We start from the raw sequence: 24,069 nt of genomic DNA on the forward strand, positions 1-24,069 counted from the left end.
GTATAAGCTTCTGGCTCATTTTCAGGTCGGGGCATTCTCTTGTACGATATCCTAATTATTACACTGGCAGGCTTTACTACCGGCATTACCACAGTGCTGTTTGGCTTTGGTGGCGGCTTTGTCGTGGTGCCATTTGTCTATCAACTGATGCTACGGCAGCCTGAACTGGCAGGAAATGCCATGCATATTGCGGTTGCCACCTCAACGGCAGTAATGATATTCAACGCAGGCTGGGTCACCTGGCAAAACTGGCGCGCGGGCAAACTTTCAACCCGGATATTGTTCCCATTGCTATGGTTTATCGCCATGGGGTCTGTCGCGGGTTCCTGTCTGGCGGGGTTATTAAGCGAGAGTCTCGTTCGCTCACTGTTTATTGTTTATATGCTGGGGACGATTGCTGATTGTTTGTTACGCAAAGGTTTTTTCAGCGGTAGTGTTCCGCGTCGCTTATCGCTCTCACTTGTAACGGGCGGCGGTGTGATAATCGGTGTGATAGCCGCATTGTTGGGCGTAGGCGGCAGCGTGATGACGGTGCCACTATTACGGCGACACGGCTATGCGATGCGTGAGTGCATCAGCGCCTCCAACCCGCTTTCACTACCAGTAGCGTTGTGTGGTGCCTTGACGTATACGGTCACCGGTTGGCAGAGTATTCCAGTAAGCGGATTCATCGGTTTTATCAGCCTGAAAATTTTAGGCCTGCTGGTACTGACGGGCTGGTCAGGCATTTTTTTTAGCCGCTGTGCTATCCCATCTGTACCGGATAGTTGGCACGCAAGAGTCTATGTTCTGCTGCTGTTCCTGGTACTTCTGGCAATGCTGCTCTAGTAAACACATCTATTGCGACCCTTACTGCGCTTAATATCAATGTACGAACTTCCGCCTCTGTCTGTACTCAGTAGCGCCATACGTGCTTGCTGATAAAAATCCTCTACCGTGGTCGCTGGCTTCTCAACCGGTAAACCACAGACCATGTCTGTCCCTGTCATATGGGGCCATTTAGAAAAATTGTCAGCAGAGCTTGTCGCTATTACTGGTGATAGTGGCAACAGCACTTTCACAATAGACTCAATGGATAAGGACAGGTCGCTGTGGGGCGACGATCTTCAGTCCGCCCATTCCAGCGCCGCCAGGTACTGAGGCTTAACCCTGCTTCCTGACAGGCGAGGAGCAGATATGCGCCGGCGCTCATGGCCTCACGTATCCAAAGGATCGGTTGCGCGCGTTCGTGAGCGGAATGCCTCCAGTCCGGCCTTCACCTTGAACTCCGCGCTGTGCAATTTTCGCTTCTTTGCTTCCGTCATTTCCTGCCGTCCTCCGTTGAGGACCATAACTTAAACTGCGGTCTCAAATTTTTGATCCACTATACTGACCATTGCAGTTGTGATTTACATACGAGGCTGCGCCCGGTTAATCACCTGACAACAAACTTATCCATGGCCATCAGGAGAACAAAATGCAAAAGAGTAAAACCTTGAAAGGGCTGCTAGTTGTATCGGCAGTCGCAGCTATGTTCAGCACTGTCGGCGTGCAAGCCCAGACGACGAGCGCCGCGCAAAATGGCGCTGCAGGCCAGATTGGATCGAGCGCCAGTCTCAGCTCCGGCGACGAAAAAGCGTTGAAGGACATGGCGCAGGCCGATATCAATGAAGTTGCCGCCGGCAAGCTCGCGCTGAGCAAGGCCCAAAGCAGCGAAGTCAAAGCCTTCGCTCAGCAGATGGTCGAAGACCACGGCGGTGCCTTGAGCAAAGTACAGACGGTCGCCCAGCAAAAGGGCGTGGCACTGCCGACTGAGCCGGACGCTAAGCACAAGGCCATGGCCGCTAAGCTGGAAAAACAGAGCGGCGGCGCATTTGACAAGATGTATATGGAAAACGCCGGCACCATGGACCACAAAATGGTGCTGTCGAAGCTGCAGAGTGACGCTATGAAGATCAAGGATCCGGATGTGAAGGCCCTGGCCGACGCGCACACGCCGGTCGTTGAGCAGCACCTAAAATCCGCCCAGCAGATGTCGATGCAATCAGATAAGTAAACAGGTCGTTCGGTGGGCACACGTTCCTGCGACATGAACTACCATTGTTCAAAGTGTCGCAGAAAGTCACGGCGGGAGCGTCATTGTTGACAGCGTTAAAGAACGTGGGATGACCTTTACTGTAAGTGTGCCGATCGATACTCGTCCATGAGCAGTCGTAAGCTGACACTCAATCTACGTGTTGATGACCAGAATTGACCCGAAGCAGCCGTTCGATAGGCTGCATGGCGGAAACATTGCGAAGGACCGCTTTTGGCACGATGGGGACAGTAGCAATAACATACTATGGTTCTTAAGGGCACCTCGGCAGACAGGATTCTGGTATGAGGTCTGGAAGACTTCAAAGTAATGATTCTCAGGCGGTGTCTGACAGACTAAAGTGTTTAAAAAAATCAGTTACATGGAAAGGAGAGGTTGGTGTATTGGGAGTCAGAAAGGCTGCTTTACAGACCAGTAATAATGTCTGACCTGGAAGCGCTGTTTCGCATTTATGGCGATGTCAGAACGCATGCGTTTAATCCAGCGGGCCCACATCAGAATATCGAGCATAGTCGTAGTGTCATTCTTCAACGAACCGCAAGCCGTGAGCGTCATGGTTTCGATGACTGGGCTGTCTCTGAAAAGGCGGAGCCAGGAAGGGTCATTGGTTTTGGAGGCGTATTTGTCAGTGAGTTCAATGGCCGACCAACGAATAATCTGGGTTACCGCTTTGAACCGGAATCCTGGGGTAAAGGTTATGCAACTGAACTCTCCTGTCGCGCTTTGATATATGGATTTGACGAGCTAAAGCTTCCTGAAATTGTTGGGGTTACACGCGAAAATCATTTAGCCTCTCGCCGCGTTCTTGAAAAAGCAGGTTTGTTGCTTACTCAAAGGGTGGACAATCCAGAGGACCCGCCGGCTAACCTGATGTTCACGCTGACTCGCGAGCAATGGAAGAATTTAAAACGACCAGCTTGAGGCATGGCTACGCCCTTTGACTACATAGTATTATGTCTGCTTTGAGCGAGGTGCGGACATCTCTTTCAAGTCTATGAATTCTGTAGTATTTCTCACCTCGTATTTAATAACCCACTATGCTACTTTGTGAAGTCAATTCCAGTGCTTAGGAGGTGCTATGGGTGTTGAATTTCACATAACGAGAGCTGAATTTTGGGCAGATAATGATGATACGCAGATAACCGCTGATGAATGGCTTAACTACATTAATAACGATAATGAATTAAGCAGATATATTATAAACGGCGATTACCACGTCTTGTGGTCAGGTCCCTCGTTGTACGAAGAACCATGGCTTGACTGGAGTGCAGGTAATATTTATACCAAATGGCCAGATACATACCTGTACAGAAAGATGTTAGGGATTGCAAAACACCTCAATGCACAAGTAATGGATGATGAGGGTACGATTTACAGTGACGAATCACAGTGGGAGTACGATCCGTCAACTAACGCTTAACTTCCGCTGTTGGCTCGCAGAGGATAGGCTGACTGGTCCTCAGGTCTGCTATGAGCGAGGAGCGGACATTCCATAACTTTATCAACCAACCTGACGAGCATTCCATTCGTCACGGGTGATTTCCCAGAGTTCAGAATCCAGCAGACCGCTGACATACTCTTTCTTTTCAATCCTTATGAGCCGCATGCCACTGCCGTCAGAAATACGTTTTGAACGGCTATTGTGAGCCGCTTTAGGTGCACGCAACACGGCCTTATTTAAAGAATTAAACCAATAATCCGTAGCTGCAATACTAGCCTCACGCATAAAGCCCTGGCCCTGATGCTCAGGAGCTAACCAAAATCCACGGTTATTATCTTCAACATCATAAAGACAGATTAACCCCATCAGTTCGTCAGGCTTTTCACGGTGTCTGATAGTCCAGAACCAAGCTATTCCATTTGCCATATCAGGCAGGGCAACATTATTAACGTAATTCTCGGCACCGTTATCAGGATAGGGCCATGGTACTGAAGAGATCATGTAGCGAACTATCTCCCAACGTGGATAAAGCATCTGAATTTGTGAGGCATCTTCGGGGGCTAATGGCCTTAACAGCAAGCGTTCTGTATAGAGTATGGGTATTGGCATCCGCACTTTTCCTTCCTGAGTTTGATATCTGTTTCACTTGTACCCGTTCAATAATTACCTCAATTTATCTGGATACACAGAAAGTATCCATGCAATTGGAGGTGCGGTTAGCAAATGATCAAGGTCTGCTTCTGGCACAGGGCTGCTGTTGCAGCCCTCACAAATTAAACTTCAATAGACTCAGATATCTCCAGGGCATCATCCACTTCAATACCGAGATAACGGACTGTACTTTCGAGTTTTTTGTGACCTAACAGTATTTGGATCACTCGAAGATTCTTCGTTTTTTTATAGATCAGATATGGCTTGGTTCTTCGCATAGAATGCGTACTGTACAGAGTCTCATTGAGACCCAACTTATCAATCCATCCATGAAAAATACGGTTATATTGCCTGGTTGAGATATGTCGTGAAGAACCGACGCGGGACTGGAACAGATAGTCGCTACTACGTAGATGAGCCATTTTGATCCACGCGGCCACAGCCTCTCTGGTTCCCTTAGTTAGTTCAAACTGAACGGGGCTTCCCGTTTTTTTGCTGCAGCACTGTCGCTCTGCCCGAAACAGAGTGCCCATAGGCTACATCAGAAACTTTTAGCTTAACCAGATCACAGCCCCGAAGTTTACTGTCCAGAGCCATGTTAAACAGAGCTAAATCGCGTACTTTTCCTTCCAGCTCAAGTCTGATACGGATTCCCCAAATTTGAGAGATCTGAAGAGGCCGTTTCTGGCCAATAATACGGCCCTTGTTCCAGGGGGATGTTGTCATGCTCAATCTCCTTTGGGTTAGGAGATGTGATTATGGTTGTCCCATATGAGCGAGAAGTGGAAGTTGGTACTTTTGCGCGCAAAACCGGTCTCGTCTGCAGGCAGAGGGTAGTTAATCCCGGTAGGCGTTTTCAATTTGTCTGGCCGAAAGATAATTAATACTATAATTTTTAAAAAGTTAAACTAAGTATGATGCATAAGACGTGAAGCTAAAGGACAGATATGACAGCATATTCAAACTCTGATGCAGCAAGGGATTTACGCTCGGCCTTAGACAAAGCACCCGCTGGCGCTGTGAACGGAGAATGGTTCTTTATCACCGAACAGGCTGGAGTCTCCTCACAAACCGGAGGCTACATGTATGCCGACGGGGGTCACGTTGCAGAGGGTAACCACTCCTTTCAGAAGGTCCGGGAGGTTGTCGAAAAACTCGAAGCATCACAGATACAGCCCTTTAATAAGGTTATCGTTCACTGGACAAGGTCTAAAATACCGTTAATACGGGGGCGCGTAACGGTTGACACACTATTCGATGAGACAATTGTGCCGCGTGGTCCACAGGACCCGATTTATGAGGCAGCTTCTGTAGCAAGGCGAGCCTTTTGGGAAAAGTATGGTAGCGTCTCAGATGGCTTTAAGGCTGAACAAGATGACGCGAACGTACACAACCAGACGGAATGGTTCGGGCCCCATCGTCGAGTACTCAATATTAAGAGCAACACCCAATTAACGCTGGCCACTGATGGCCTTTCGACGCCTTGGGCTGGCATTGCAGACCCAGAAAATGGCGTGGGATGCGAACTTTTCATGGAATTAGATGCTTCGAGTATTACCAGCCACCAGATTGATGACTGGGCTCATCTTTTGATTAACCTGGGGGATCTCGTTGCCGATGGATATCAGGTTGCTGCCGATGTTGATAAATATGGTGCAATCCTGTTTTGCACTCTTACAGACGAATATAACCCAATGACTCGAATCATCCTCAGCCGTGATGGTCGTAAGATTGATAATTTGCCTTTCGGTTCCGTTCCGCTGATCCGTGTAACGCCGATAGCAGAGTCAGAGATTGAACACCTTGACCAATCTGATGAATGGGCATCAAGCGCAGCAAGACATGCTCTCACGGAACGGCAGATAGAAACATAGACAATTAGCGCGACGCTGTTCACGCCCCTTACGGGGCACGATCACCTTTCTTAAAGGAAGAACAGCATCAAATAATTGAACCTTGTTCCGCTGTGAGCGAGAAGCGGACCCTGAAATCAGGGCCCGCCTGTTTTTATCTGAGCATCAGCAGGGGCTGGCGGCTATCGGATAACATCTCTGTTGTGTTGCTGCCGATAAAGAATCTGCGCAGCCGTGGATGTCCGTATGCTCCCATGACCATAAGATCAATCCTGTGTTCCCCGGCGTAGCGGCACAGTGCATGAGTCACGGTATCGCCTTTCAGAAGACTCGCCTGGCTGGTTATGCCAGCTCTCTGCAACAGAGCCTGAGCAACCTGCAGGGATTCTAACTTTCCATTTACCATGACCAGGTGGCAGGTCAGATTCAACAACAGTGGGCTCAAAGACAGCCTGCGTAAATTTTCCAGACTCGCTTCACTTCCGTCAAAGGCGAACATTACGCTTGATGGAACTGAGAAGGTTTCGGGTGCAATTAATACAGGATTTTTTTGCAGACGAATGACATTCTCCAGATGGCTTCCGACCGGGTTGGTTGCTCCCCGGCGTCCCAGCACCATAAGACGCGCTTCCCCCAGTTCGGCCAAAATTTCATCCAGTGTGCCGTGCCTCTGTAACTGCTGTGGTGCAGGTTGTCCCGCTTCCGTAAGCATATCAGCACAATTTTTCAGAATGGCTTTACCCTGCGCCATCAATAATCGGCTGCGTTCGCCCTCAAGGCGGACCAACTCTTCTGTAAAATGCTCACGGCTGTCTATGCCAATGGCGCCTGTCAGGTCCGAAATTACAGGCTGGTCGTTTTTTTCCAGTACGTGCAGCAGGGAAAGAGGAGCCCCCAGCGCACCAGCAGCCCAGGCTGCATATTCGCAGACGGCACGTGTTGATGACGATCCATCCACACAGGCGATAACAGTATTGTTCATTTCATGATTTCCGGACATTAATGACCACCCATCAATTTATCGACTTCTTCAGGTTTATCATGCACACCAAAGCGGTCAACGATGGTGCGGGTGGCTTCATTCATCCCATGTATCTCAACCTGAGTTCCCTCCCTCCGGAACTTAATAACCACCTTATCCAGGGCGCTCACCGATGTGATGTCCCAGAAATGGGCATGTGAAACGTCTATCACAACGTGTTCAACTGCTTCACGGAAATCGAAATAACGGATAAAGCTGTCTGTTGATGCAAAAAATACCTGACCGGTGACGGTATACGTCCGGCTTATACCCTCCAGAACAGTAGTTACCCTCATAAACCGGGATACTTTATTGGCAAAGTTCAGGGAAGCTATAAGTACACCGGTCAAAACGCCGAAGGCCAGGTTGTGTGTTGCCACAACGACCGCGACTGTGGCAAGCATGACCACACTGGTAGAAAAGGGATGAGTACGCAGATTAACAACAGAGCGCCAGGAAAATGTCCCGATGGAAACCATGATCATCACTGCGACCAGCGCAGCCATAGGGATTTGGGATACCCAGTCACGCAGGAACACGATCAGGCAAAGCAGCACCACACCCGCAGTAAGGGTTGAAAGCCGCCCACGTCCCCCGGATTTGACATTGATAACGGACTGCCCAATCATCGCGCAGCCTGCCATTCCTCCGATAAAGGACGTGCAGATGTTGGCAATACCCTGAGCCTTACATTCCCGGTTTTTGTCGCTTGGTGTATCGGTCATGTCATCCACGATTGTCGCAGTCATCATCGACTCAAGCAGGCCTACAACGGCCAGCCCTGCAGAATATGGCAGGATAATGAACAGAGTCTGAAGATTTAAGGGTACGTCAGGAAGCAGAAAAACCGGAAGGCTGTCAGGTAGTTTCCCCATGTCCCCGACTGTCCGAACGTCCAGATGCAACCACATGGCAATGCTGGTCAGTACCACGATGCAGACAAGGGGTGAAGGAATGGTTTTGTTGAGATACGGGAAGAGATAGATGATCCCCGGTCCTGCTGCAGTCATGGCATAAACATGCCAGGTTACGTTAGTCAGCTCTGGCAACTGGGCCATAAATATCAGTATTGCCAGCGCATTAACGAATCCCGTCACCACTGAACGTGAAACAAAACGCATCAGCCCGCCGAGCTTCAGATATCCGGCTATCAGCTGGAATAGCCCGGTAAGAATGGACGCGGCCAGTAAATACTCCAGGCCATGATCTTTCACCAGCGTCACCATCAGCAGCGCCATTGCTCCCGTGGAGGACGAAATCATTGCCGGACGTCACCAAAGAAGGCCATAACGAGAGGGATACAGAACGCCGAGTAGAGGCCTACCTGGGGATCCACACCGGCAATAATGGAAAAGGCGATCGCTTCTGGAATGAGCGCGAGCGCGACAACAATACCGGCAAGAACGTCACCACGGACGTTACCCAGCCAGTCCTTACGTGTCGAGGACAGCAGCATAGTAATTTCTCAGTTTTTAGATACAGTCAGCCCTGGAGGGCAACAATTTTACGTACGATAAAGCACATCCGCAGACGGGATGTTAATGAGTGCGTGCTGAGGCTCGCTCAGTACGACGGAGGAAGGAAAAACTCAGGGTGGCGTAATACGCATAACAGTTTTCAGATTCTCCATTGCAGGTGTAATGTATTGCTTTTCTGTTGCCGGGGGCAACTGACAGGCATAAGGCCGGAACCTAAATCAGTTCAAAGCCGATCAATACTATAAGCGAATCACAGGCAGGGTCAAACTGTGGGAGAACTTCTGTACGGGCTGTAAACCATTTCTTTATGCATTTTTTTTGAGAATGTCCGCTTCTGGTACAAAACAGACATTCAAATCCAAGTGTATTAAGAACACAAAACTCTCCAGATTCCGCATAAGGCAATATAAATAAAACATCATCCTTTTGAATTGCACGCTAATCGAGTGCTACACAATTCCTCACGTTCTCATTCCCTTGCTCCGGAGGAAATCGAATAAGAAACAACCTACATCTGGACTCATTTCAGCTTTCTTTATTCCTTTTTCGCAATTACTCCTTGCGGCAGTTTGTGCCATTTTAATCGCTCTTCAGCCAGGTTGAAGATGATTGAAGGCGAGGCAGCGGCAAGTATTCACTAATTAAGACTTAGATTGAATGGATCTCATCCCATTTATATTATTCGTGCAGCTATAACGCATTAAACCTTCGCAGACGATTCCCCGTGGCGGGCAGTTTTTTCATCTCACCCGACTATTTGAACAGCAATGACGAAAGCCCTGTAACCATGACGATGCTCATAATCACCTGAATCAGGATGACAAAAAACGCAATAGCGCCAGGCACAGTGATTTTTCTGCGCAGGATGAAAGTAATACCGGAAAGTACGGCGCTGAACAGAACTGTTTTAAGCAGGTAAGCCAGCGGCACCATTGTTGCGTGGCCTGTATGCACCCCGGCCAGACCGAAGAGGCCGATAAACAGACTGCCGCAGAAACCCCATCCCCAGAAGGTCATCGGCAAACTTAGCTGCCCCGTTACCAGCTTTTTCAACATAACTGCATCCCTTTTATAAAGTTAAAATGTTAACGAGTGCTATCCGACAGGTACGGGCCGTTCTGGTCAGGAAATTTCAGGAAAATTGTAGCTGACCTGAACGTTGATTCAGCCCATTGTCCGCAACCAGGTAAGAAGCCCAGCTTGCGGACCCTCATCCGGTAAGGGGCCTGGCGATAACAGGCAGTAACGAGACCCGTCCTCGATAAAGCCGAGCGGCGCGACCAGCATGCCGCTGTCAAGATCGTCACATACCAGATGCCTTGGCCCAATCGCCATACCCAGGCCGGCAACCGCGGCCTGCAGGCTGAAATAGAAATGCTCAAAGGTTTGTCCTGACCCGTCGGGGAGGGAGAGTCCTGCAGCGTCAGCCCATGCCTGCCATGCGTGTGGCCGCGTACGCGAATGCAGAAGCGGTACTCCAGCCCGCAACCCGGTATTGCCTTTTTCCGAAAACAGCCAGGAAGCGGCCTTGTCCGGGCGGCAGACCGGGCCAACCGCTTCCACAAATAAGGGCTCAGCATGATAGCTGTCCGGCCAGGTGAAATCATCGCGGCGTATAGCCAGATCAATGCCGCTGGAAAAAGAGAAGGGTCCCCCGCCGGCCACCAGATGAACATTAATATCGGGATATCTGGCCTGAAAATCCGGCCATCTGGGGATAAGCCAGCGCATCAGCAAGGTTGGCTCACACGACAGCACCCAGCGTCGCGCCTGGCGGGCGCTGGCGCGCAGTTCACCCGCGGTGTGCCGCATCAGGTCGAAACCTTCACTGACCGACCGCGCCAGCCTGCGACCAGCGTCGGTCAGAAACACGCGACGGCCACGACGCTCAAACAACGCCACGCCCAGCTCGTCCTCAAGCAGACGTACGGCGCGGCTCACTGCGCCGTGCGTCAGGTGCAGTTCGGTCGCCGCACGACTGAAATTTTCCAGCCGCGAGGCGACCTCAAAGCAACGAAGCGCCTGCAAAGAAGGCAGGCGTATATCCAGCGTTGGTGAGTTAAAATCACCATTGTTGTCAGAAATCATCGTTATTCCCGAATGTGTATTCCTAATACCATGAGCACCTTACTGTTTTATTTCACGGAATATATTATGACTGAATGGATAACTGTAATAACAATAACCCTGCTGGCTGTTATCAGTCCAGGACCAGACTTCGCCATGGTCACCCGCAACAGCCTGCTGTTGTCGCGTCGGGCAGGCGTGCTGACGGGCCTGGGGATTGGCCTGGGCGTTCTGTTGCATGTTACTTATACGCTGGTCGGCGTAGGCATGCTGATCCAGCAGTCGGTCTGGCTTTTCAGCACCATCAGGCTGGCTGGCGCGGCCTATCTGGTTTACCTTGGCGCGAAAATGTTGAGCGCCAGGCCCGGAGGCAGAGAGACCGACAGGCGTACTGCGCCGCTGTCGGATGGTGCTGCGCTACGCACTGGATTTCTGACCAATGCGCTGAACCCGAAGACCACGGTGTTCATCGTCAGCCTGTTCATGCAGGTGGTGCGGCCCGATACGCCGCTGGCTGTACAGATCGGCTATGGCGCTTTTATCGCCGTAGCGCATATGGTCTGGTTTAGCCTGGTGGCCTCGTGTTTCTCGGCAGGCGCTGTGCGCGTTCGGCTGCTGGCCTGCCGCCACTGGATCGATCGCGCCTTTGGCGGAGTGCTGGTCTGCCTGGGTTTTCTGCTGGCGATGACGCATTAATCGCGCTGCTGACCCGTAATCGCCGCCTGAATGACAGGATTATTGCTGAGCGGAAATGCATAGCCGTTTAACCCTGCCGACAGTGGGCTGGCTTTGGTTTGCGGCGGGGCGGCGGTGCCATCTAAAGGCGGTACGGACTGATAAGGAAACAGCATGCTTATAGCGGGATTTGTTAACCGTAAAGCGCTGGCGAAATGGCAGGATATCCCCCATCTTCTGCCACAGTTTCAGTTTTATGAAAAGCACAGGGCTGTCATCAGCACGACCTGCCCTGAAAAGATATTGCCGATCGTTGCGGGATTTGATATCCAGCGTGATGTGGTCATCCGGACACTGATGTCGGTACGTCAACTACCGCAAAAGCTGCAGAGCCATCAGCCAGGCAAAGCGATTCCTGCGTTTGGGCTGCACAGTTTTACGCTATTAGAAAGCACGCCAACCGAACTCAGTTATGGATTAAAAGGGCGCTTCTGGCGGGCGGATTTTGGGCTGGAAAATGCACCGGATGCCAGCGCATACCAGGCTGAACCCGGGCCGGGCAGAGCGAAACTGTTGCTGCGCTATCGGGTAACGGCGCTTCCGGAGGGTAAACATGAACTGTGCACTGAAACGTTCATTCACTGCCCGGACAGAGCAACTCGGTTGAAAATGGCCGCTTACTGGCTGGTAATCAGAGCCGGAAGTGGCTGGATCCGGCAAAGGATGCTGAAGGCGGTAAAATCTGCGCTTGAAGAGGCTGGCCGACAATCGGGCGATAAATAATAACCAAATAACTTAGCCGTTTAATGTCATGCAATGCCGGTTCCTGTCGCGCACGGGCTGAGCAGATTGCACGAAACAGCAGCGCTTTTTCATCGCTCTATTTTAAAAGGAAACACGCTTTGCAGGATGCTGGCGGGAAAATGTGAGCTCACAGCCAGTCTGTGTCTCTTAAAGAAATAACAGCCCTTGCTATGGGCAAGGCCGTCGGGCCGGGCAGATTAAAAAAGCCTGACCGGGTACAAAAAGTGGGGCCCTGAGGCCCCACGCTGTTTTCATTGATATTTTTTATGAACGACTATTCAGGGAGAGCATAAACCACAACCTGGTCACCCACCTGATCCTTCAGGATAGTATTACCGCCTGCGACGAACGCCACATATTGACGGCCCTTATACTCATAGACCGACGGATTCGCTACCGCAGGTGCTTCAACCTGATCGGACCACAGCTCTTCACCGTTCTCAACTGAATAGGCGCGCACTTTGGCATCCATTGAGGCGCCGATGAAGATCACGCCGCCCGCCGTCACGGCCGGGCCGCCGATGGTTGGAGAACCCCAGCTTTCCGGCATAAAGAAGCCATACTGCTGCGATGCGCCAATCGGACGACGCCACTTCACATCGCCCGTATGCATATCCAGCGCCACGATTTCGCCAAACGGCGGCTGCCAGCACGGCATACCCAGCCAGTTATTCGCCACCATCAGGCGCAGGCCGTAAGGCGCGCCTTCCTGCGGCGCAAAGCCGCTCTCGTTGCCGGCGTTTTTATCCGCCTTATCGTAATCTTCACGGCTGTAGAGCTTCACGTACTGCACAATATGTGAGGTATTGACGATCGCAATCTGTTTTTGTGGATCGTACGCCACGCCGCCCCACTGGACGCCACCGGCACTGTCCGGATAGGTCAGCACGCCTTCGCCTTTAGTGGTTGGCGGCGTGTACATCCCTTCATAGGCCAGATTATCCCACAGACGGCTACACTGGCCGGCGCCCACAACATCCGCCAGTTTCCAGATCTCTGGTTTTTTCGACTGATCGAGCAGCGGCGCCGGTTTAGTCGGGAATGGCTGCGTTGGCGAGAGGACTTCTCCCTGTACCGAACCATCGCCCTGCGGGACCGGACGCTCTTCGATAGGCCAGACATCCTCACCCGTCAGGCGGTTAACAACGAACAGAAAACCCTGCTTGGTAGCCTGAATCAGCGCCGGGATCTGTTTGCCGTTTACGGTGATATCCATCAGCGTCGGCGCAGAGTTAATATCGTAATCCCACACGTCGTGATGCACCCACTGGCGAGACCAGACTACTTTACCGGTGTTAATATCCAGCGCGGTAGTAGAGGTGCCAAGCGGAATAGGATCGACACGGTTGCCGCCCCAGTAGTTGGGGGACGGGGATGAGACCGGCAGATAGACCAGACCATTTGCCTCATCGGCAGACATATGTGTCCAGACGTTCGCGGTACCGGTGCGCTTGCGGGTTTCTGCCGGGATCGCTTCAAAGGTCCATTCAAGCTTGCCGGTCTGTGCATTGATTGCAAACACGGAACCCGGAGGCGCTTCAGCATAAGCCCAGTCTTTGCCGGCCCAGCCAACAAGCAGATGGTTACCGACCACGGTAGGCGGCTGCAGTAGAGATAGCGGATATTTGGCGTTAACCGTGTTCCACTGATTGACGTTCAGCACGCCATTGTCAGCAAAGTCACTGCACGGCTTACCTGAATCGGCGTCGAGCGCATAGAGTTTGCCATCGACGTTGCCCATATAGACGATCTTCTGACAAGCTTGCCCGGCGACCGGGTTTTTTGCCTGCCAGTAGGAGACGCCACGGTTTTTAAGTACCGGCTGCGTCAACGCTTTGTGCGAGGATTTAGTATCATAGTGCCATTTCTCTTTACCTGTGCCAGGGTCCAGCGCAATCAGGCGATCGAAAGGTGTACCGATATAGAGCGTCTCGTTGGCAAAAATTGGCGTCGCTGACCAGACGGTTGCCGGGGTGTCACCTTTGCCATCCGAGACATCGCCGGTATGAAATTCCCATATTTTCTTTAATTTGCTGACGTTATCTGCGGTGATCTGCGTCAGCGGGCTGTATTTCTGTGCGTTAAGCTGGCCATGAAAGCTGTTCCAGGTGGCAGAAGAGGGCACCAGTGCTGTCGCCGGGTTACTGGCTGATTCGACTTTCTGTCCGTCACGTTTGCCGGTTGACGCATCCTCAGTAGTTTTCGTGGTGCCCGGCGCTTGTTGATCGGCCGCATCCACATTGAGTTTGTCCCGGGCGCCCATAGTGGCTTCAGTGTTTTCAGCGGTTTTATCCTGCGCCTGCGACGTCAGGGGGATGACCAGCAGCGCCAGCGCCGTCATGCTGACTTTCATTAATGAATGGTGTTTATCGTTATGCACGGGGGACTCCTCAGGCTTTGACGCGATGATTGTCACTAACGGAATTGCGGCTCAGCGCAATCAGACCAACCAGGCCGACTACCATTGCTGCCGTAATAAGGTACTGATGCAGCAGCGCGGCGGCGAAACCAATACCGAACAACACCACCAAAGTGACAATAATCAAAAAAATCCGCGCACCGCGACCGGATGCGCCACGTAAAACAAAGGTCAGTAGCGCCAACACCACGCTGGCGATGGCCACACCCAGCGCGCCAATGGTGCCGGTGACCCCGGTGAGTGGCGTCAGCCACGCATATAAAGCCACCGCGAAGCCGATCGCGGCTGCCAGCAGCAGCAGTAAGCTGCCCAGGCGTGAGGGTTGAGATTGCAACATACCAGGAAATCCCCTTCAAAAAATGAACAATTAATATAATGTATTGGTGAGGTTATGCGGCCGTTTTGCGCGCAGGCTAACGATCAGAAGCCAGCGCAGCGGCGAAAAACAGCGGCATAGTTCACTAAACGTAACAGAGTATAGAAGATTGTTTTTTTAATGGGGGAGGTTCAGACGTGTGTGGCCCAGGTTAAGGCATTATATGAATAATGACCATTTTAACCGTGAGTCCTGACGTGTAGCTCTTTAAACAAAACGCCAGACTATGAATCATCCGCAGAGCGATTTAATCAGCGTGTTGCATCTATCGATTGAATTCGCAGCACGAAGCAGCCCGGCCAGCTTCTGGTAAAGAGCTGGCGTTATCCTCACTGGGGTGGCAGGAGATCTCTGAAAGGGAATGATTCGTTTAAGCGGGATACTTACATAGCAAACGGCGGGGAACTACCTGGCCCGTTGTGCAGATAAACGCGACTGGTATTAATCCTTAGTTTGCCTGGCTTGTTTTGTCGCGCAGCCAGGATTCAACCTGGCCGTAATCCCCGCGAAACACGATGTTGTCGGCCTTTTTAGAAAGCTGATAGCGATACATCGGGTCGTAATACTCTTCCAGCAGCGGCGCAAGCCAGGCCAGATGGCCGTCGCACGAGCCGGTTTTACGCTGAAACTCCAGCGCCTTGTCCAGCACGATGGTGAACTGCTGAAAACGCTCCATGCCTAAGCGGCGGCGAATAGCAAACAGGCCGTGATGCAGATACTCCGCATAATTTTTCCAGGCGGTTTCTTCATCGCTGACGGACAAAAACGCTGCGCTCATCTGCTGAAAATACTCCGTTTTCAGGCGATCCAGACGCACGTCAAAAGGATCTTCAATCACCACAATCGGCGCGCGCGCCATATTTTCCCTGAACGATTCCGGGATATGCCGCGAGCCGATCATGCGGCCTTCGTCCTCGATTACCCAGGTGACCGGCGCGCCGTGGCTTTTTTTGAGCAGCGTGACGGCCAGATTGTTTTCGAAACTTGCCTGAGACGGCTGTTCCACAATCGTGCGGCCAAACGATGAGCCGCGGTGACGCGCCAGCCCTTCGAGATCGACGCCCGTTGGCAGCGAGCGGATAAGTATCGTCTTGCCGCAGCCGGTATTGCCGCTGACCATAACCATCGGCCACTTCGCATGGGAGTCGATGGCCTGCAGGGCGTAGTTGCGCAGCGCCTTATAGCCGCCTTCCACCAGCGGATAGTCCACGCCGGCTTCACGCAGCCACTGCTGCACGATATGGGAACGCATGCCGCCTCTGGCGCAGCACAGATAGCCTTCAGGATTTTGCCTCGCCTGCGCAATCCAGCTTTGTAAGCGGTCCGCGCGAACCTCGCCGTTGACCAGACTATGGCCCAGCTCAATGGCCGCCTGCTGGCCGCGCTGCTTATAACAGGTGCCTACGGCGGCCCGTTCGTCGTCCGACATTAACGGAAGATTCAGCGCCGCGGGCATGGCCCCCTGGACAAACTCAACCGGCGCGCGCACGTCGATAAGCGGAATATCATTGCGCAGCAGAATTTCATATTGTTGGCTGTCGGAGCGGGCTTTTTGCATGCATAAACCTTAAGGCGATTGAGGGTGAAACGCCGGGGATTGTGCGCCTGCAAGGAAAGAAAGGGAAGAGGGGAAACGTGGCGTACCGGATGTCGGATGGCGCTGCCGCTTATCCGACCTACCAATCCCACTTTTCTCGTAAGGCGGGTAAGCGTAGCGCCATCTACCGCAAATTGTCGGATGCGCTTTGCTTATCCGACCTACCGATCCGCAGGCATGGGGCTACTTCTTGTCGGGCGGGTAAGCGTAGCGCCATCTACCGCAAATTGTCGGATGCGCTTTGCTTATCCGACCTGCCAGTCCGCAGGCATGAGGTTACTTCTTGTAGGGCGGGTAAGCGTAGCGCCACCCGCCGCAAAATCTACAGAAGCTTGCTCTGCGCCCAGGCGATGCCGCTCGCGTACTCTGGTGGCAGCAGCGGCACTAACGCTTCAAGCGATGCGCTCAGCCTGTCTTTATCGCTGTCGTTCAGGTTGAGATGGCCGACTTTGCGTCCTTCGCGTACCTCTTTGTCGTACCAGTGCAGATGCACCAGCGGCAGCTTCAGCCAGTCGTAGTTCAGCCCGGTGCCGATAAGATTGATCATAACCGACGGAGCGTTAACAACCGGCTGCGGCAGCGGCAAATCAACAATCGCGCGCAGATGCAGCTCAAACTGGCTGATGGACGCGCCGTTCTGCGTCCAGTGCCCGCTGTTGTGCACGCGCGGCGCCAGTTCGTTGATCAGCAGACCGGCTGGCGTGATAAAGCATTCCATCGCCATCACGCCGACGTATTTCAGCTCTTGCATGATGGCAGAGAGCATCGCTTCCGCCTGCTGCTGCTGTCCGGCGTTGGCATGCGGGAAGGCAACGCTTGCGCGCAAAATACCGTCCTGATGCAGGTTATGCGTCAGCGGATAAAACACCGTGGCGCCATCGTGCCCGCGCGCGCCGACCAGGGAAACCTCGCCGGAGAAGTTAATGCCTTTCTCAACGATGCATTCGCCGTAGCAGTCGTCCGGCAGCTGGTCGGTTTCATCGCGGCGCAAACGCCACTGGCCGCGCCCGTCGTAGCCGCCAACGCGGCGTTTCACGATGGCCAGCTCGCCAAGATTACCAAACACGCCAGCCCACTCATCGCGGCTGGAAAGTAACTGCCACGGCGCGGTAGCGAGTTCCAGTTTGTCGAACAGCTGTTTTTGCGTGAGACGATCCGCGATGACAGGGAACACGTCGCGGTTAACAAAAGCGTTGTGGCGGGCCAGCTCGCGCGTGAGTGCAGTTTCCGGCCAGCGCTCGATTTCAGCGGTAATCACGCTTTGCGCGAAGGGAACCGCTTCCGGTTCAGCATCAAGCCCTACAGGATAAACCGCAATGCCCAGAGGTTCGCCCGCCTGGCGCAGCATTCTGCCTAACTGACCGTTGCCTAATACGCAGACGCGTTTCATGCCTCACCCCGCGGGTCCGGGTTCTGCAACACTTCTTCTGTCTGTGCGTCACGCCACGCGGCCAGGCGTTTATGCAACGCTTCATCATGCAGAGCCAGAATCTGCGCCGCCAGCAAAGCTGCGTTCGCAGCGCCCGCTTTGCCAATCGCCAGCGTGCCAACCGGAATCCCGCGCGGCATTTGTACGATGGAGTAGAGGCTGTCCACGCCGCTCAACGCCGCGCTTTGTACCGGAACGCCCAGCACCGGCACCAGGGTTTTCGCCGCCAGCATACCGGGCAGATGCGCAGCGCCGCCTGCGCCCGCAATAATCACCTGGTAGCCGTTGCTTTGTGCCTGCCCGGCAAAGCTGAACAGCTTATCCGGCGTGCGATGCGCGGAAATTACTTCAAGATGGTGCGGCACTTCAAGGGCGGTGAGGATTTCAGCGGCAAACTGCATGGTAGCCCAGTCGCTTTTAGAACCCATGACAATGGCGATACGCGCCGGGGATTGGTTCGGGGACATGCGTCTCAAAACTCCTGTGGGTGTGCAAACATCACCGAACGCCTGGCGGTCGGTCAGAAGGGCTCAGAGAATATCATGAACAACGGGCAAGGAAAACGGTTGCGTGGTTAACAAAGCGGCGAAAAGAGGCGCGTTGAGGCTAAAAATCGAAAGGAATTAATTCGACGTTTTCGGGGGTTACTTTGATCATTGAGCCCCGGGTGTGCCAGGCGCCCAGCACGCAGCGAAAAGCAGGTTTGTCGTTTGCCGTAAGAGGATGAATTTCCGGGCGGTGCGTATGGCCGTGAATCATCCACTGCACCTGATAACGGGTGAGGGCATCGATAACGGCCTGCTGGTTCACATCCATGATCGCCAGAGTTTTACTGCTGTTGGCGGCCTTGCTTCCGGCGCGCATTCTGGCGGCGACGCGTTTACGCATAAACAGCGGCAGCGCGAGGAATAGCCGCTGTAGCCAGGGCTGATGAACTTTCCTGCGAAACGCCTGGTAGCCTGCGTCGTCCGTACACAGCGTATCGCCGTGCAGAATTAAGATCCTGCGGCCATACAGGTCGAGAACTTTTTCTTCCGGCAGCGGCGTCATGCCGCTCAACCTTGCAAAACGTTTTCCAAGCAGGAAATCCCGGTTGCCGTGAATAAAGAAGCAGGGCACGCCGGAATCAACGAGATCTTTGATCGCTAAGGCTATTTCGCCGTGCAGCGGTTCAGGATCGTCGTCGCCAATCCAGGCTTCAAAGAGGTCGCCAAGGATGTAAAGCGCCTGCGCCTCGCGTGCTGTGCCGGCCAGAAAACGCAGAAAACCGGCGGTAATCGCCGGTTCTTCTGAGCAGAGGTGTAAATCTGCGATAAACAGGATCATTAAGCGGAGATTACTCGCTTACGGTGACGCTGTTTACGATGACGTCTTCTTTAGGCACGTCCTGGTGCATGCCGCTGCGGCCGGTGGAAACGCCTTTGATTTTATCAACCACGTCCATGCCTTCCACGACTTCAGCAAATACGCAGTAGCCCCAACCCTGCATGCTTTCGCCGCTGTGGTTCAGGAAGTCGTTATCAGCCACGTTGATAAAGAACTGCGCGCTTGCGGAATGTGGCGCCTGGGTACGGGCCATAGCCAGCGTGCCGCGGGTGTTTTTCAGACCGTTGTTCGCTTCGTTCTGAATCGTGTCTTTGGTTTCTTTCTGCTTCATGCCCGGTTCAAAACCGCCGCCCTGGATCATAAAGCCGTTGATCACACGGTGGAAAATGGTGTTGTCGTAGAAGCCTTCGCGGCAGTAATCCATGAAGTTTTTAACGGTAATTGGCGCTTTATCGTCAAAAGTTTTGATGACAATATCACCGTGATTAGTGTGAAAAGTAACCATGCTGTGCATCCTATATTTAGTCAGACAGTGTTTCGGCAGACGGAGCCGCCACACAAGGTGGTTGTTATAGCATAACTGCTTCTGAGATGCTGACAAAGAAGGAAAAAGGGTGGTTTTTTTCCTTCTTTGTGGAGAACGGTTAAAAATTAATAAATTGATTTTGCAGTTAATTTTTTAAATGTAGTCTTTTCAGTCTGCTAGCCGCCTGAGACGGGTCAGCAGCCTGATATCATTACCGCCTTGCAAAGCGTACTGCTTCCGTGTGAAATTTTAAGGTAACATATACCTCAATTTTGCTTACACACGCTGATATGGAATCCCCTGATGTTAAAAATCTTTAATACAATGACTCGTCAAAAAGAGGAATTCAAACCTATTCATGCCGGACAGGTCGGCATGTACGTGTGTGGTATTACCGTTTACGATCTCTGTCATATCGGCCATGGCCGTACTTTTGTCGCCTTTGATGTCGTTGCGCGCTATCTGCGTTTTCTCGGCTATAGGCTGAAGTATGTGCGCAATATCACCGATATCGACGATAAAATCATCAAACGCGCCCAAGAAAAAGGCGAAGATTTTGTCGCGCTGGTCGACCGTATGGTGGCCGAAATGCATAAAGATTTCGACGCGCTGAATATTCTGCGCCCGGACAGCGAGCCGCGCGCCACCAAACATATCCCGGAAATCATCGAAATTGTTGAACAGCTTATCGAGCGTAATCACGCCTATGTGGCATCCAACGGCGATGTGATGTTCTCTGTGGAAACCGATCCGGCCTACGGCAAGCTTTCCCGCCAGGATTTGGATCAGCTGCAGGCCGGCGCGCGCGTTGAAGTTGAAGCGAACGTGAAGCGCAACCCGATGGACTTCGTGCTGTGGAAGATGTCCAAACCGGGCGAGCCAAGCTGGCACTCCCCGTGGGGCGAAGGCCGTCCGGGCTGGCATATCGAATGCTCCGCTATGAACTGCAAGCAGCTCGGCAACCATTTTGATATTCACGGCGGCGGTTCGGATCTGATGTTCCCGCACCACGAAAACGAAATCGCCCAGTCCACCTGCGCGCATGACGGCGAATATGTGAACACCTGGATGCACTCGGGCATGGTGATGGTCGACCGCGAAAAGATGTCCAAATCGCTGGGCAACTTCTTTACCGTGCGCGACGTGCTGAAGTACTACGACGCGGAAACCATCCGCTACTTCCTGATGTCCGGCCACTACCGCAGCCAGCTGAACTACAGCGAAGAGAACTTAAAGCAGGCGCGTACCTCCCTGGAGCGTCTGTACACCGCCCTGCGCGGCACGGACAGCACCGTCCAGCCTGCTGGCAGCGAAGCATTCGAAGCGCGTTTCCGCGAAGCAATGGACGACGACTTCAACACGCCGGAAGCCTACTCCGTGCTGTTCGATATGGCGCGTGAGGTTAACCGCCTGAAAACTGAAGATCCGGCAGCGGCGAACGGTCTTGCAGCGGCAATGCGTCAGCTATCCGGCGTGCTGGGCCTGCTGGAGCAGGAGCCGGAAGCTTTCCTGCAGGGCGGCGCGCAGGCGGACGACGGCGAAGTTGCCGAAATCGAAGCGCTTATTAAACAGCGTTTCGACGCCCGGAAAGCAAAAGAGTGGGCGCTGGCCGACCAGGCGCGCGACCGTTTAAACGAGATGGGAATAGTGCTGGAAGATGGCCCGCAGGGCACGACCTGGCGCAGGAAATAAGCGTATTTTCAGCCCCCGAAATGGATTCTCCAGCTTTATGGGGTGAATCCACAAGGGGGTTTTTACATCAGGCAAAACGCTAAAGGCGAGTAAAACTACCAGCCGCAAACGTTGTGTTCTTCATCGTCGTCATAGCCGCGCACGATATTAATAAGCTCTTTCACCGCATCGGCGGCGGTAGCCGGCTGCGCGAGCTGCGCCAGCGTCGTAAAGTCTTTATCTACCGAGACGCCGTTATTGTTATTGGTGACGGTGAGCGCGTACCCGGTATCGCAAACCGTACAATCATCGGACGGCTCTATGCTTTCCGCCAGTGCGGCAACGGCTGCGACGGCGACGGACGGCACATAGAGCGCCATCGGTTTCAGGTAAACTTTTTCGGCGACCGTTCCGCTCTTACGGTTCATTACCGCCAGCGTGTAGCCTTTGTTTTCTTCTTGAGCATCCATTTTTTAAGCCTTACTCCTCAAGCAGGATTTGCGGGTCAACGTAAAAATCCACGTTGAATAAAACATCGTCGGATAAAGCCTCAATAAGATGCCATTTCTCCGGCGGGAAGACGCCGTACTGGCCAGCCTCGATCGTTAACGTTTCAACCGGTTGCGGGCTAAATTCATCGGCATAACCGCAGTAGCGGATCGCACCTTGCGTCACCGTTAAACGGGGATAAACGCCCTGCCGCGTACCGGCATCCAGATGGCGCTTCCAGATACCGGGCGGTGCGGTTTCCCGCGTCCATAACGGCGTGCTGCGTGTGTGTATATAATGAGAGGGAATAGCGATTCGCTTCATAAGCTCGACCTTATACATAGCAATAACCTCGTTCCTGTTTTACAGACAGAATGCGCGATGCGGCTATCGGAGGATCAACAGGAGTCTTCAGGAAGCAGCGTACCACTTTGCGCTTTAAGCGACGTCGCGCAGAGTGCCATTAACCCCTTTTTTCCAGTGGGTAAAGAGGGTTAAGAGCGCAAAAAAGCGGCCGAAGCCGCCTGAGTTTTGCAGGTGAGTCTTTGTTTTATGCGGGGACTGAGGTGCGAATCAGGTGGTCAAAAGCGCTTAATGAGGCTTTGGCGCCTTCGCCGGTGGCGATAATAATCTGCTTATAAGGGACGGTGGTGCAGTCACCGGCAGCAAACACGCCCTTCACGGTCGTTTCGCATTTCGCATCGATAATGATTTCGCCCATGCGGTTGCGCTCAACGCTGCCTTCCAGCCAGTTTGTGTTCGGCAGCAGGCCGATCTGCACGAAGATGCCTGATAACGCGACATCATGCACGCTATTAGTGATGCGGTCTTTATACTGCAGGCCGGTGACTTTTGCGCCGTCGCCTTTCACTTCCAGGGTCTGCGCATTCAGGATAATGTCGACGTTTTTCAGGCTGCGCACCTTATTTTGCAGCACCTGGTCGGCCTTCATCTCCGGCGCAAACTCCAGCAGCGTCACATGTTCAACAATACCCGCCAGGTCGATTGCCGCTTCCACGCCGGAGTTGCCGCCGCCGATAACCGCCACGCGTTTGCCTTTAAACAGCGGGCCGTCGCAGTGCGGGCAGTAGGTCACGCCTTTGGTGCGGTACTGGTCTTCGCCCGGTACGTTCATGTTGCGCCATTTGGCACCGGTGGCAATGATAATGCTGCGTGCGCTAAGCGTAGCGCCAGAGGCCGTCTGGATCTGATGCAAACCGCCTTCGGCCTGGGCCGGGATCAGCTTGCTCGCGCTCTGGGTATCAATAACGTCCACCTCATAATCGTCAACGTGGGCTTTCAACGCGCCAGCCAGCTTCTGGCCTTCTGTTTTCGGCACGGAAATATAGTTTTCGATATCAACCGTATCCAGCACCTGGCCGCCAAAGCGTTCGCCCATTAAACCGGTACGAATGCCCTTACGCGCCGCATAAACCGCCGCCGCCGCGCCCGCCGGGCCGCTACCGACGATCAACACGTCGTAGGCGTCGCGCTTGTTCAGGGCTTCGGCCGCGCGTTTTTCCGCGCCGGTATCAATTTTGCCGACGATTTCAGCGAGCGTCATACGGCCCTGGCCGAACGCTTTGCCGTTCAGGTAAACCGCCGGAACGCCCATCACATTGCGTTCCTGAATTTCATTCTGGTAGACGCCGCCGTCAATGGCGGTGTGGCTGATGCGCGGGTTCAGCACGCTCATCAGGTTCAGCGCCTGCACAACGTCCGGACAGTTGTGGCAGGAGAGCGAATAATAAGTTTCAAAGTGGAAATCGCCGTCGATTCCGCGGATTTGCTCAAGCAGATCCTGAGACTCTTTCGACGGATGTCCCCCGGTCTGCAGCAGCGCCAGCACCAGAGAAGTAAATTCATGGCCGAGCGGGGAACCGGCGAAGCGCGGGCCCTTATCGGAACCTGGGTTGGTAATCAGGAACGACGGTTTACGCACCGGCAATGCGTTATCGATGCTAAAGGTTACCTTGTCAGATAATTCCGCAATCTCCGCCAGCAGTTCCTTGATCTCAGATGACTTAGGGCCGTCATCGAGCGTGGCAATTAGCTCAACAGGTTTAGTTAATCTTTCAAGGTAGGCCCTGAGCTGTGTTTTCATGTTGGTGTCGAGCATGGTAAGTCTCCCTGATGGCGAGAAAAATCGGCAGCAAAAGCTGCCGATAAAGG

The 24,069-nt window shown here is 53.1% G+C and carries 23 protein-coding genes and 2 pseudogenes; 8 read left to right on the forward strand and 17 right to left on the reverse strand.

Annotated features, from left to right (window positions below; all coding sequences use genetic code 11):
* The first annotated feature begins 39 nt into the window (after positions 1–39).
* The 4 genes from WLO31_RS04970 to WLO31_RS04985 all read left to right on the forward strand — a co-directional run bounded on the left by WLO31_RS04970 (position 40) and on the right by WLO31_RS04985 (position 3,494).
* On the forward strand, positions 40–828 hold the full coding sequence (locus WLO31_RS04970; RefSeq protein ID WP_435929374.1) for a sulfite exporter TauE/SafE family protein: 789 nt from the start codon (positions 40–42) through the stop codon (positions 826–828).
* Between the two features lie 628 nt (positions 829–1,456).
* Positions 1,457–2,035 carry a DUF4142 domain-containing protein gene (locus WLO31_RS04975; protein ID WP_435929376.1) on the forward strand — a complete coding sequence of 193 codons (579 nt, stop codon included), beginning with the start codon at positions 1,457–1,459 and terminating at the stop codon, positions 2,033–2,035.
* Between the two features lie 417 nt (positions 2,036–2,452).
* Complete coding sequence (locus WLO31_RS04980) at positions 2,453–2,995, forward strand: GNAT family N-acetyltransferase (protein ID WP_435929378.1); 543 nt, start codon at positions 2,453–2,455, stop codon at positions 2,993–2,995.
* A gap of 157 nt (positions 2,996–3,152) precedes the next feature.
* Positions 3,153–3,494 (forward strand): hypothetical protein, encoded by a 342-nt coding sequence (locus WLO31_RS04985; protein ID WP_435929379.1) that lies wholly within the window; start codon positions 3,153–3,155, stop codon positions 3,492–3,494.
* 81 nt (positions 3,495–3,575) lie between these two features.
* Here the strand turns inward: WLO31_RS04985 and WLO31_RS04990 are convergent, their stop codons facing one another.
* On the reverse strand, positions 3,576–4,124 hold the full coding sequence (locus WLO31_RS04990) for a GNAT family N-acetyltransferase (RefSeq protein ID WP_435929380.1): 549 nt from the start codon (positions 4,122–4,124) through the stop codon (positions 3,576–3,578).
* Between the two features lie 164 nt (positions 4,125–4,288).
* Positions 4,289–4,892 (reverse strand): annotated as a pseudogene (locus WLO31_RS04995) (site-specific integrase).
* A gap of 221 nt (positions 4,893–5,113) precedes the next feature.
* Here WLO31_RS04995 and WLO31_RS05000 point away from each other — a divergent pair.
* Positions 5,114–6,040: a hypothetical protein gene (locus WLO31_RS05000; RefSeq protein ID WP_435929382.1), complete on the forward strand. Its 927-nt coding sequence runs from the start codon at positions 5,114–5,116 to the stop codon at positions 6,038–6,040.
* Positions 6,041–6,173: 133 nt separating this feature from the next.
* Here WLO31_RS05000 and WLO31_RS05005 read toward each other — a convergent pair whose 3' ends face one another.
* The 4 genes and pseudogenes from WLO31_RS05005 to WLO31_RS05020 form a co-directional block, all read right to left on the reverse strand.
* The gene (locus tag WLO31_RS05005; protein WP_435929383.1) at positions 6,174–7,001 is read right to left on the reverse strand and encodes a universal stress protein; all 828 of its coding nucleotides are present in this window, start codon (positions 6,999–7,001) and stop codon (positions 6,174–6,176) included.
* A 17-nt stretch (positions 7,002–7,018) separates the two neighbouring features.
* Positions 7,019–8,496: pseudogene (locus WLO31_RS05010) on the reverse strand (SulP family inorganic anion transporter).
* A gap of 775 nt (positions 8,497–9,271) precedes the next feature.
* The gene (locus tag WLO31_RS05015) at positions 9,272–9,574 is read right to left on the reverse strand and encodes a hypothetical protein (protein ID WP_435929384.1); all 303 of its coding nucleotides are present in this window, start codon (positions 9,572–9,574) and stop codon (positions 9,272–9,274) included.
* Positions 9,575–9,682: 108 nt separating this feature from the next.
* On the reverse strand, positions 9,683–10,606 hold the full coding sequence (locus WLO31_RS05020) for a LysR family transcriptional regulator (protein ID WP_435929385.1): 924 nt from the start codon (positions 10,604–10,606) through the stop codon (positions 9,683–9,685).
* A 66-nt stretch (positions 10,607–10,672) separates the two neighbouring features.
* On the opposite strand from WLO31_RS05020, the gene WLO31_RS05025 reads away from it, so the two are divergent.
* Positions 10,673–11,281 (forward strand): LysE family translocator, encoded by a 609-nt coding sequence (locus tag WLO31_RS05025; protein WP_435929386.1) that lies wholly within the window; start codon positions 10,673–10,675, stop codon positions 11,279–11,281.
* On the opposite strand, the gene WLO31_RS05030 is transcribed toward WLO31_RS05025, so the two are convergent.
* Positions 11,278–11,436, reverse strand: a complete 159-nt coding sequence (locus tag WLO31_RS05030; RefSeq protein ID WP_435929387.1) for a hypothetical protein — start codon at positions 11,434–11,436, stop codon at positions 11,278–11,280. The genes WLO31_RS05025 and WLO31_RS05030 overlap by 4 nt on opposite strands.
* Between WLO31_RS05030 and WLO31_RS05035 the strand changes: the two genes are divergently transcribed.
* On the forward strand, positions 11,435–12,043 hold the full coding sequence (locus tag WLO31_RS05035) for a hypothetical protein (protein ID WP_435929388.1): 609 nt from the start codon (positions 11,435–11,437) through the stop codon (positions 12,041–12,043). The genes WLO31_RS05030 and WLO31_RS05035 overlap by 2 nt on opposite strands.
* Positions 12,044–12,338: 295 nt before the next feature.
* On the opposite strand, the gene WLO31_RS05040 is transcribed toward WLO31_RS05035, so the two are convergent.
* The 7 genes from WLO31_RS05040 to ppiB all read right to left on the reverse strand — a co-directional run bounded on the left by WLO31_RS05040 (position 12,339) and on the right by ppiB (position 19,716).
* On the reverse strand, positions 12,339–14,444 hold the full coding sequence (locus WLO31_RS05040) for a pyrroloquinoline quinone-dependent dehydrogenase (RefSeq protein ID WP_435929389.1): 2,106 nt from the start codon (positions 14,442–14,444) through the stop codon (positions 12,339–12,341).
* Positions 14,445–14,454: 10 nt separating this feature from the next.
* Complete coding sequence (locus WLO31_RS05045; RefSeq protein ID WP_435929390.1) at positions 14,455–14,820, reverse strand: hypothetical protein; 366 nt, start codon at positions 14,818–14,820, stop codon at positions 14,455–14,457.
* A 487-nt stretch (positions 14,821–15,307) separates the two neighbouring features.
* Positions 15,308–16,417: a tRNA 2-selenouridine(34) synthase MnmH gene (mnmH, locus tag WLO31_RS05050; protein ID WP_435929391.1), complete on the reverse strand. Its 1,110-nt coding sequence runs from the start codon at positions 16,415–16,417 to the stop codon at positions 15,308–15,310.
* 361 nt (positions 16,418–16,778) lie between these two features.
* Complete coding sequence (purK, locus tag WLO31_RS05055; RefSeq protein ID WP_435929392.1) at positions 16,779–17,846, reverse strand: 5-(carboxyamino)imidazole ribonucleotide synthase; 1,068 nt, start codon at positions 17,844–17,846, stop codon at positions 16,779–16,781.
* Positions 17,843–18,352 carry a 5-(carboxyamino)imidazole ribonucleotide mutase gene (purE, locus tag WLO31_RS05060; protein WP_435929394.1) on the reverse strand — a complete coding sequence of 170 codons (510 nt, stop codon included), beginning with the start codon at positions 18,350–18,352 and terminating at the stop codon, positions 17,843–17,845. The genes purK and purE overlap by 4 nt, the downstream gene beginning before the upstream one ends.
* 139 nt (positions 18,353–18,491) lie before the next feature.
* Positions 18,492–19,211, reverse strand: coding sequence for a UDP-2,3-diacylglucosamine diphosphatase (gene lpxH, locus WLO31_RS05065; RefSeq protein WP_435929396.1), 720 nt, complete (start codon positions 19,209–19,211; stop codon positions 18,492–18,494).
* Between the two features lie 10 nt (positions 19,212–19,221).
* The gene (gene ppiB / locus WLO31_RS05070; RefSeq protein ID WP_435929397.1) at positions 19,222–19,716 is read right to left on the reverse strand and encodes a peptidylprolyl isomerase B; all 495 of its coding nucleotides are present in this window, start codon (positions 19,714–19,716) and stop codon (positions 19,222–19,224) included.
* 324 nt (positions 19,717–20,040) lie between these two features.
* Between ppiB and cysS the strand changes: the two genes are divergently transcribed.
* Positions 20,041–21,429, forward strand: a complete 1,389-nt coding sequence (cysS, locus tag WLO31_RS05075; protein WP_435929398.1) for a cysteine--tRNA ligase — start codon at positions 20,041–20,043, stop codon at positions 21,427–21,429.
* A 95-nt stretch (positions 21,430–21,524) separates the two neighbouring features.
* Here the strand turns inward: cysS and WLO31_RS05080 are convergent, their stop codons facing one another.
* The 3 genes from WLO31_RS05080 to ahpF form a co-directional block, all read right to left on the reverse strand.
* A complete protein-coding gene (locus tag WLO31_RS05080; protein WP_435929400.1) occupies positions 21,525–21,878 on the reverse strand; it encodes a DUF1869 domain-containing protein in 354 nt (117 codons plus the stop codon).
* Between the two features lie 10 nt (positions 21,879–21,888).
* Positions 21,889–22,221: a DUF1971 domain-containing protein gene (locus tag WLO31_RS05085; protein WP_435929402.1), complete on the reverse strand. Its 333-nt coding sequence runs from the start codon at positions 22,219–22,221 to the stop codon at positions 21,889–21,891.
* 226 nt (positions 22,222–22,447) lie between these two features.
* Positions 22,448–24,016 (reverse strand): alkyl hydroperoxide reductase subunit F, encoded by a 1,569-nt coding sequence (ahpF, locus tag WLO31_RS05090; protein ID WP_435929404.1) that lies wholly within the window; start codon positions 24,014–24,016, stop codon positions 22,448–22,450.
* Between the last annotated feature and the right edge of the window lie 53 nt (positions 24,017–24,069).

It is taken from the genome of Dryocola sharpae (assembly GCF_051307055.1).
Lineage (GTDB): Bacteria > Pseudomonadota > Gammaproteobacteria > Enterobacterales > Enterobacteriaceae > Dryocola.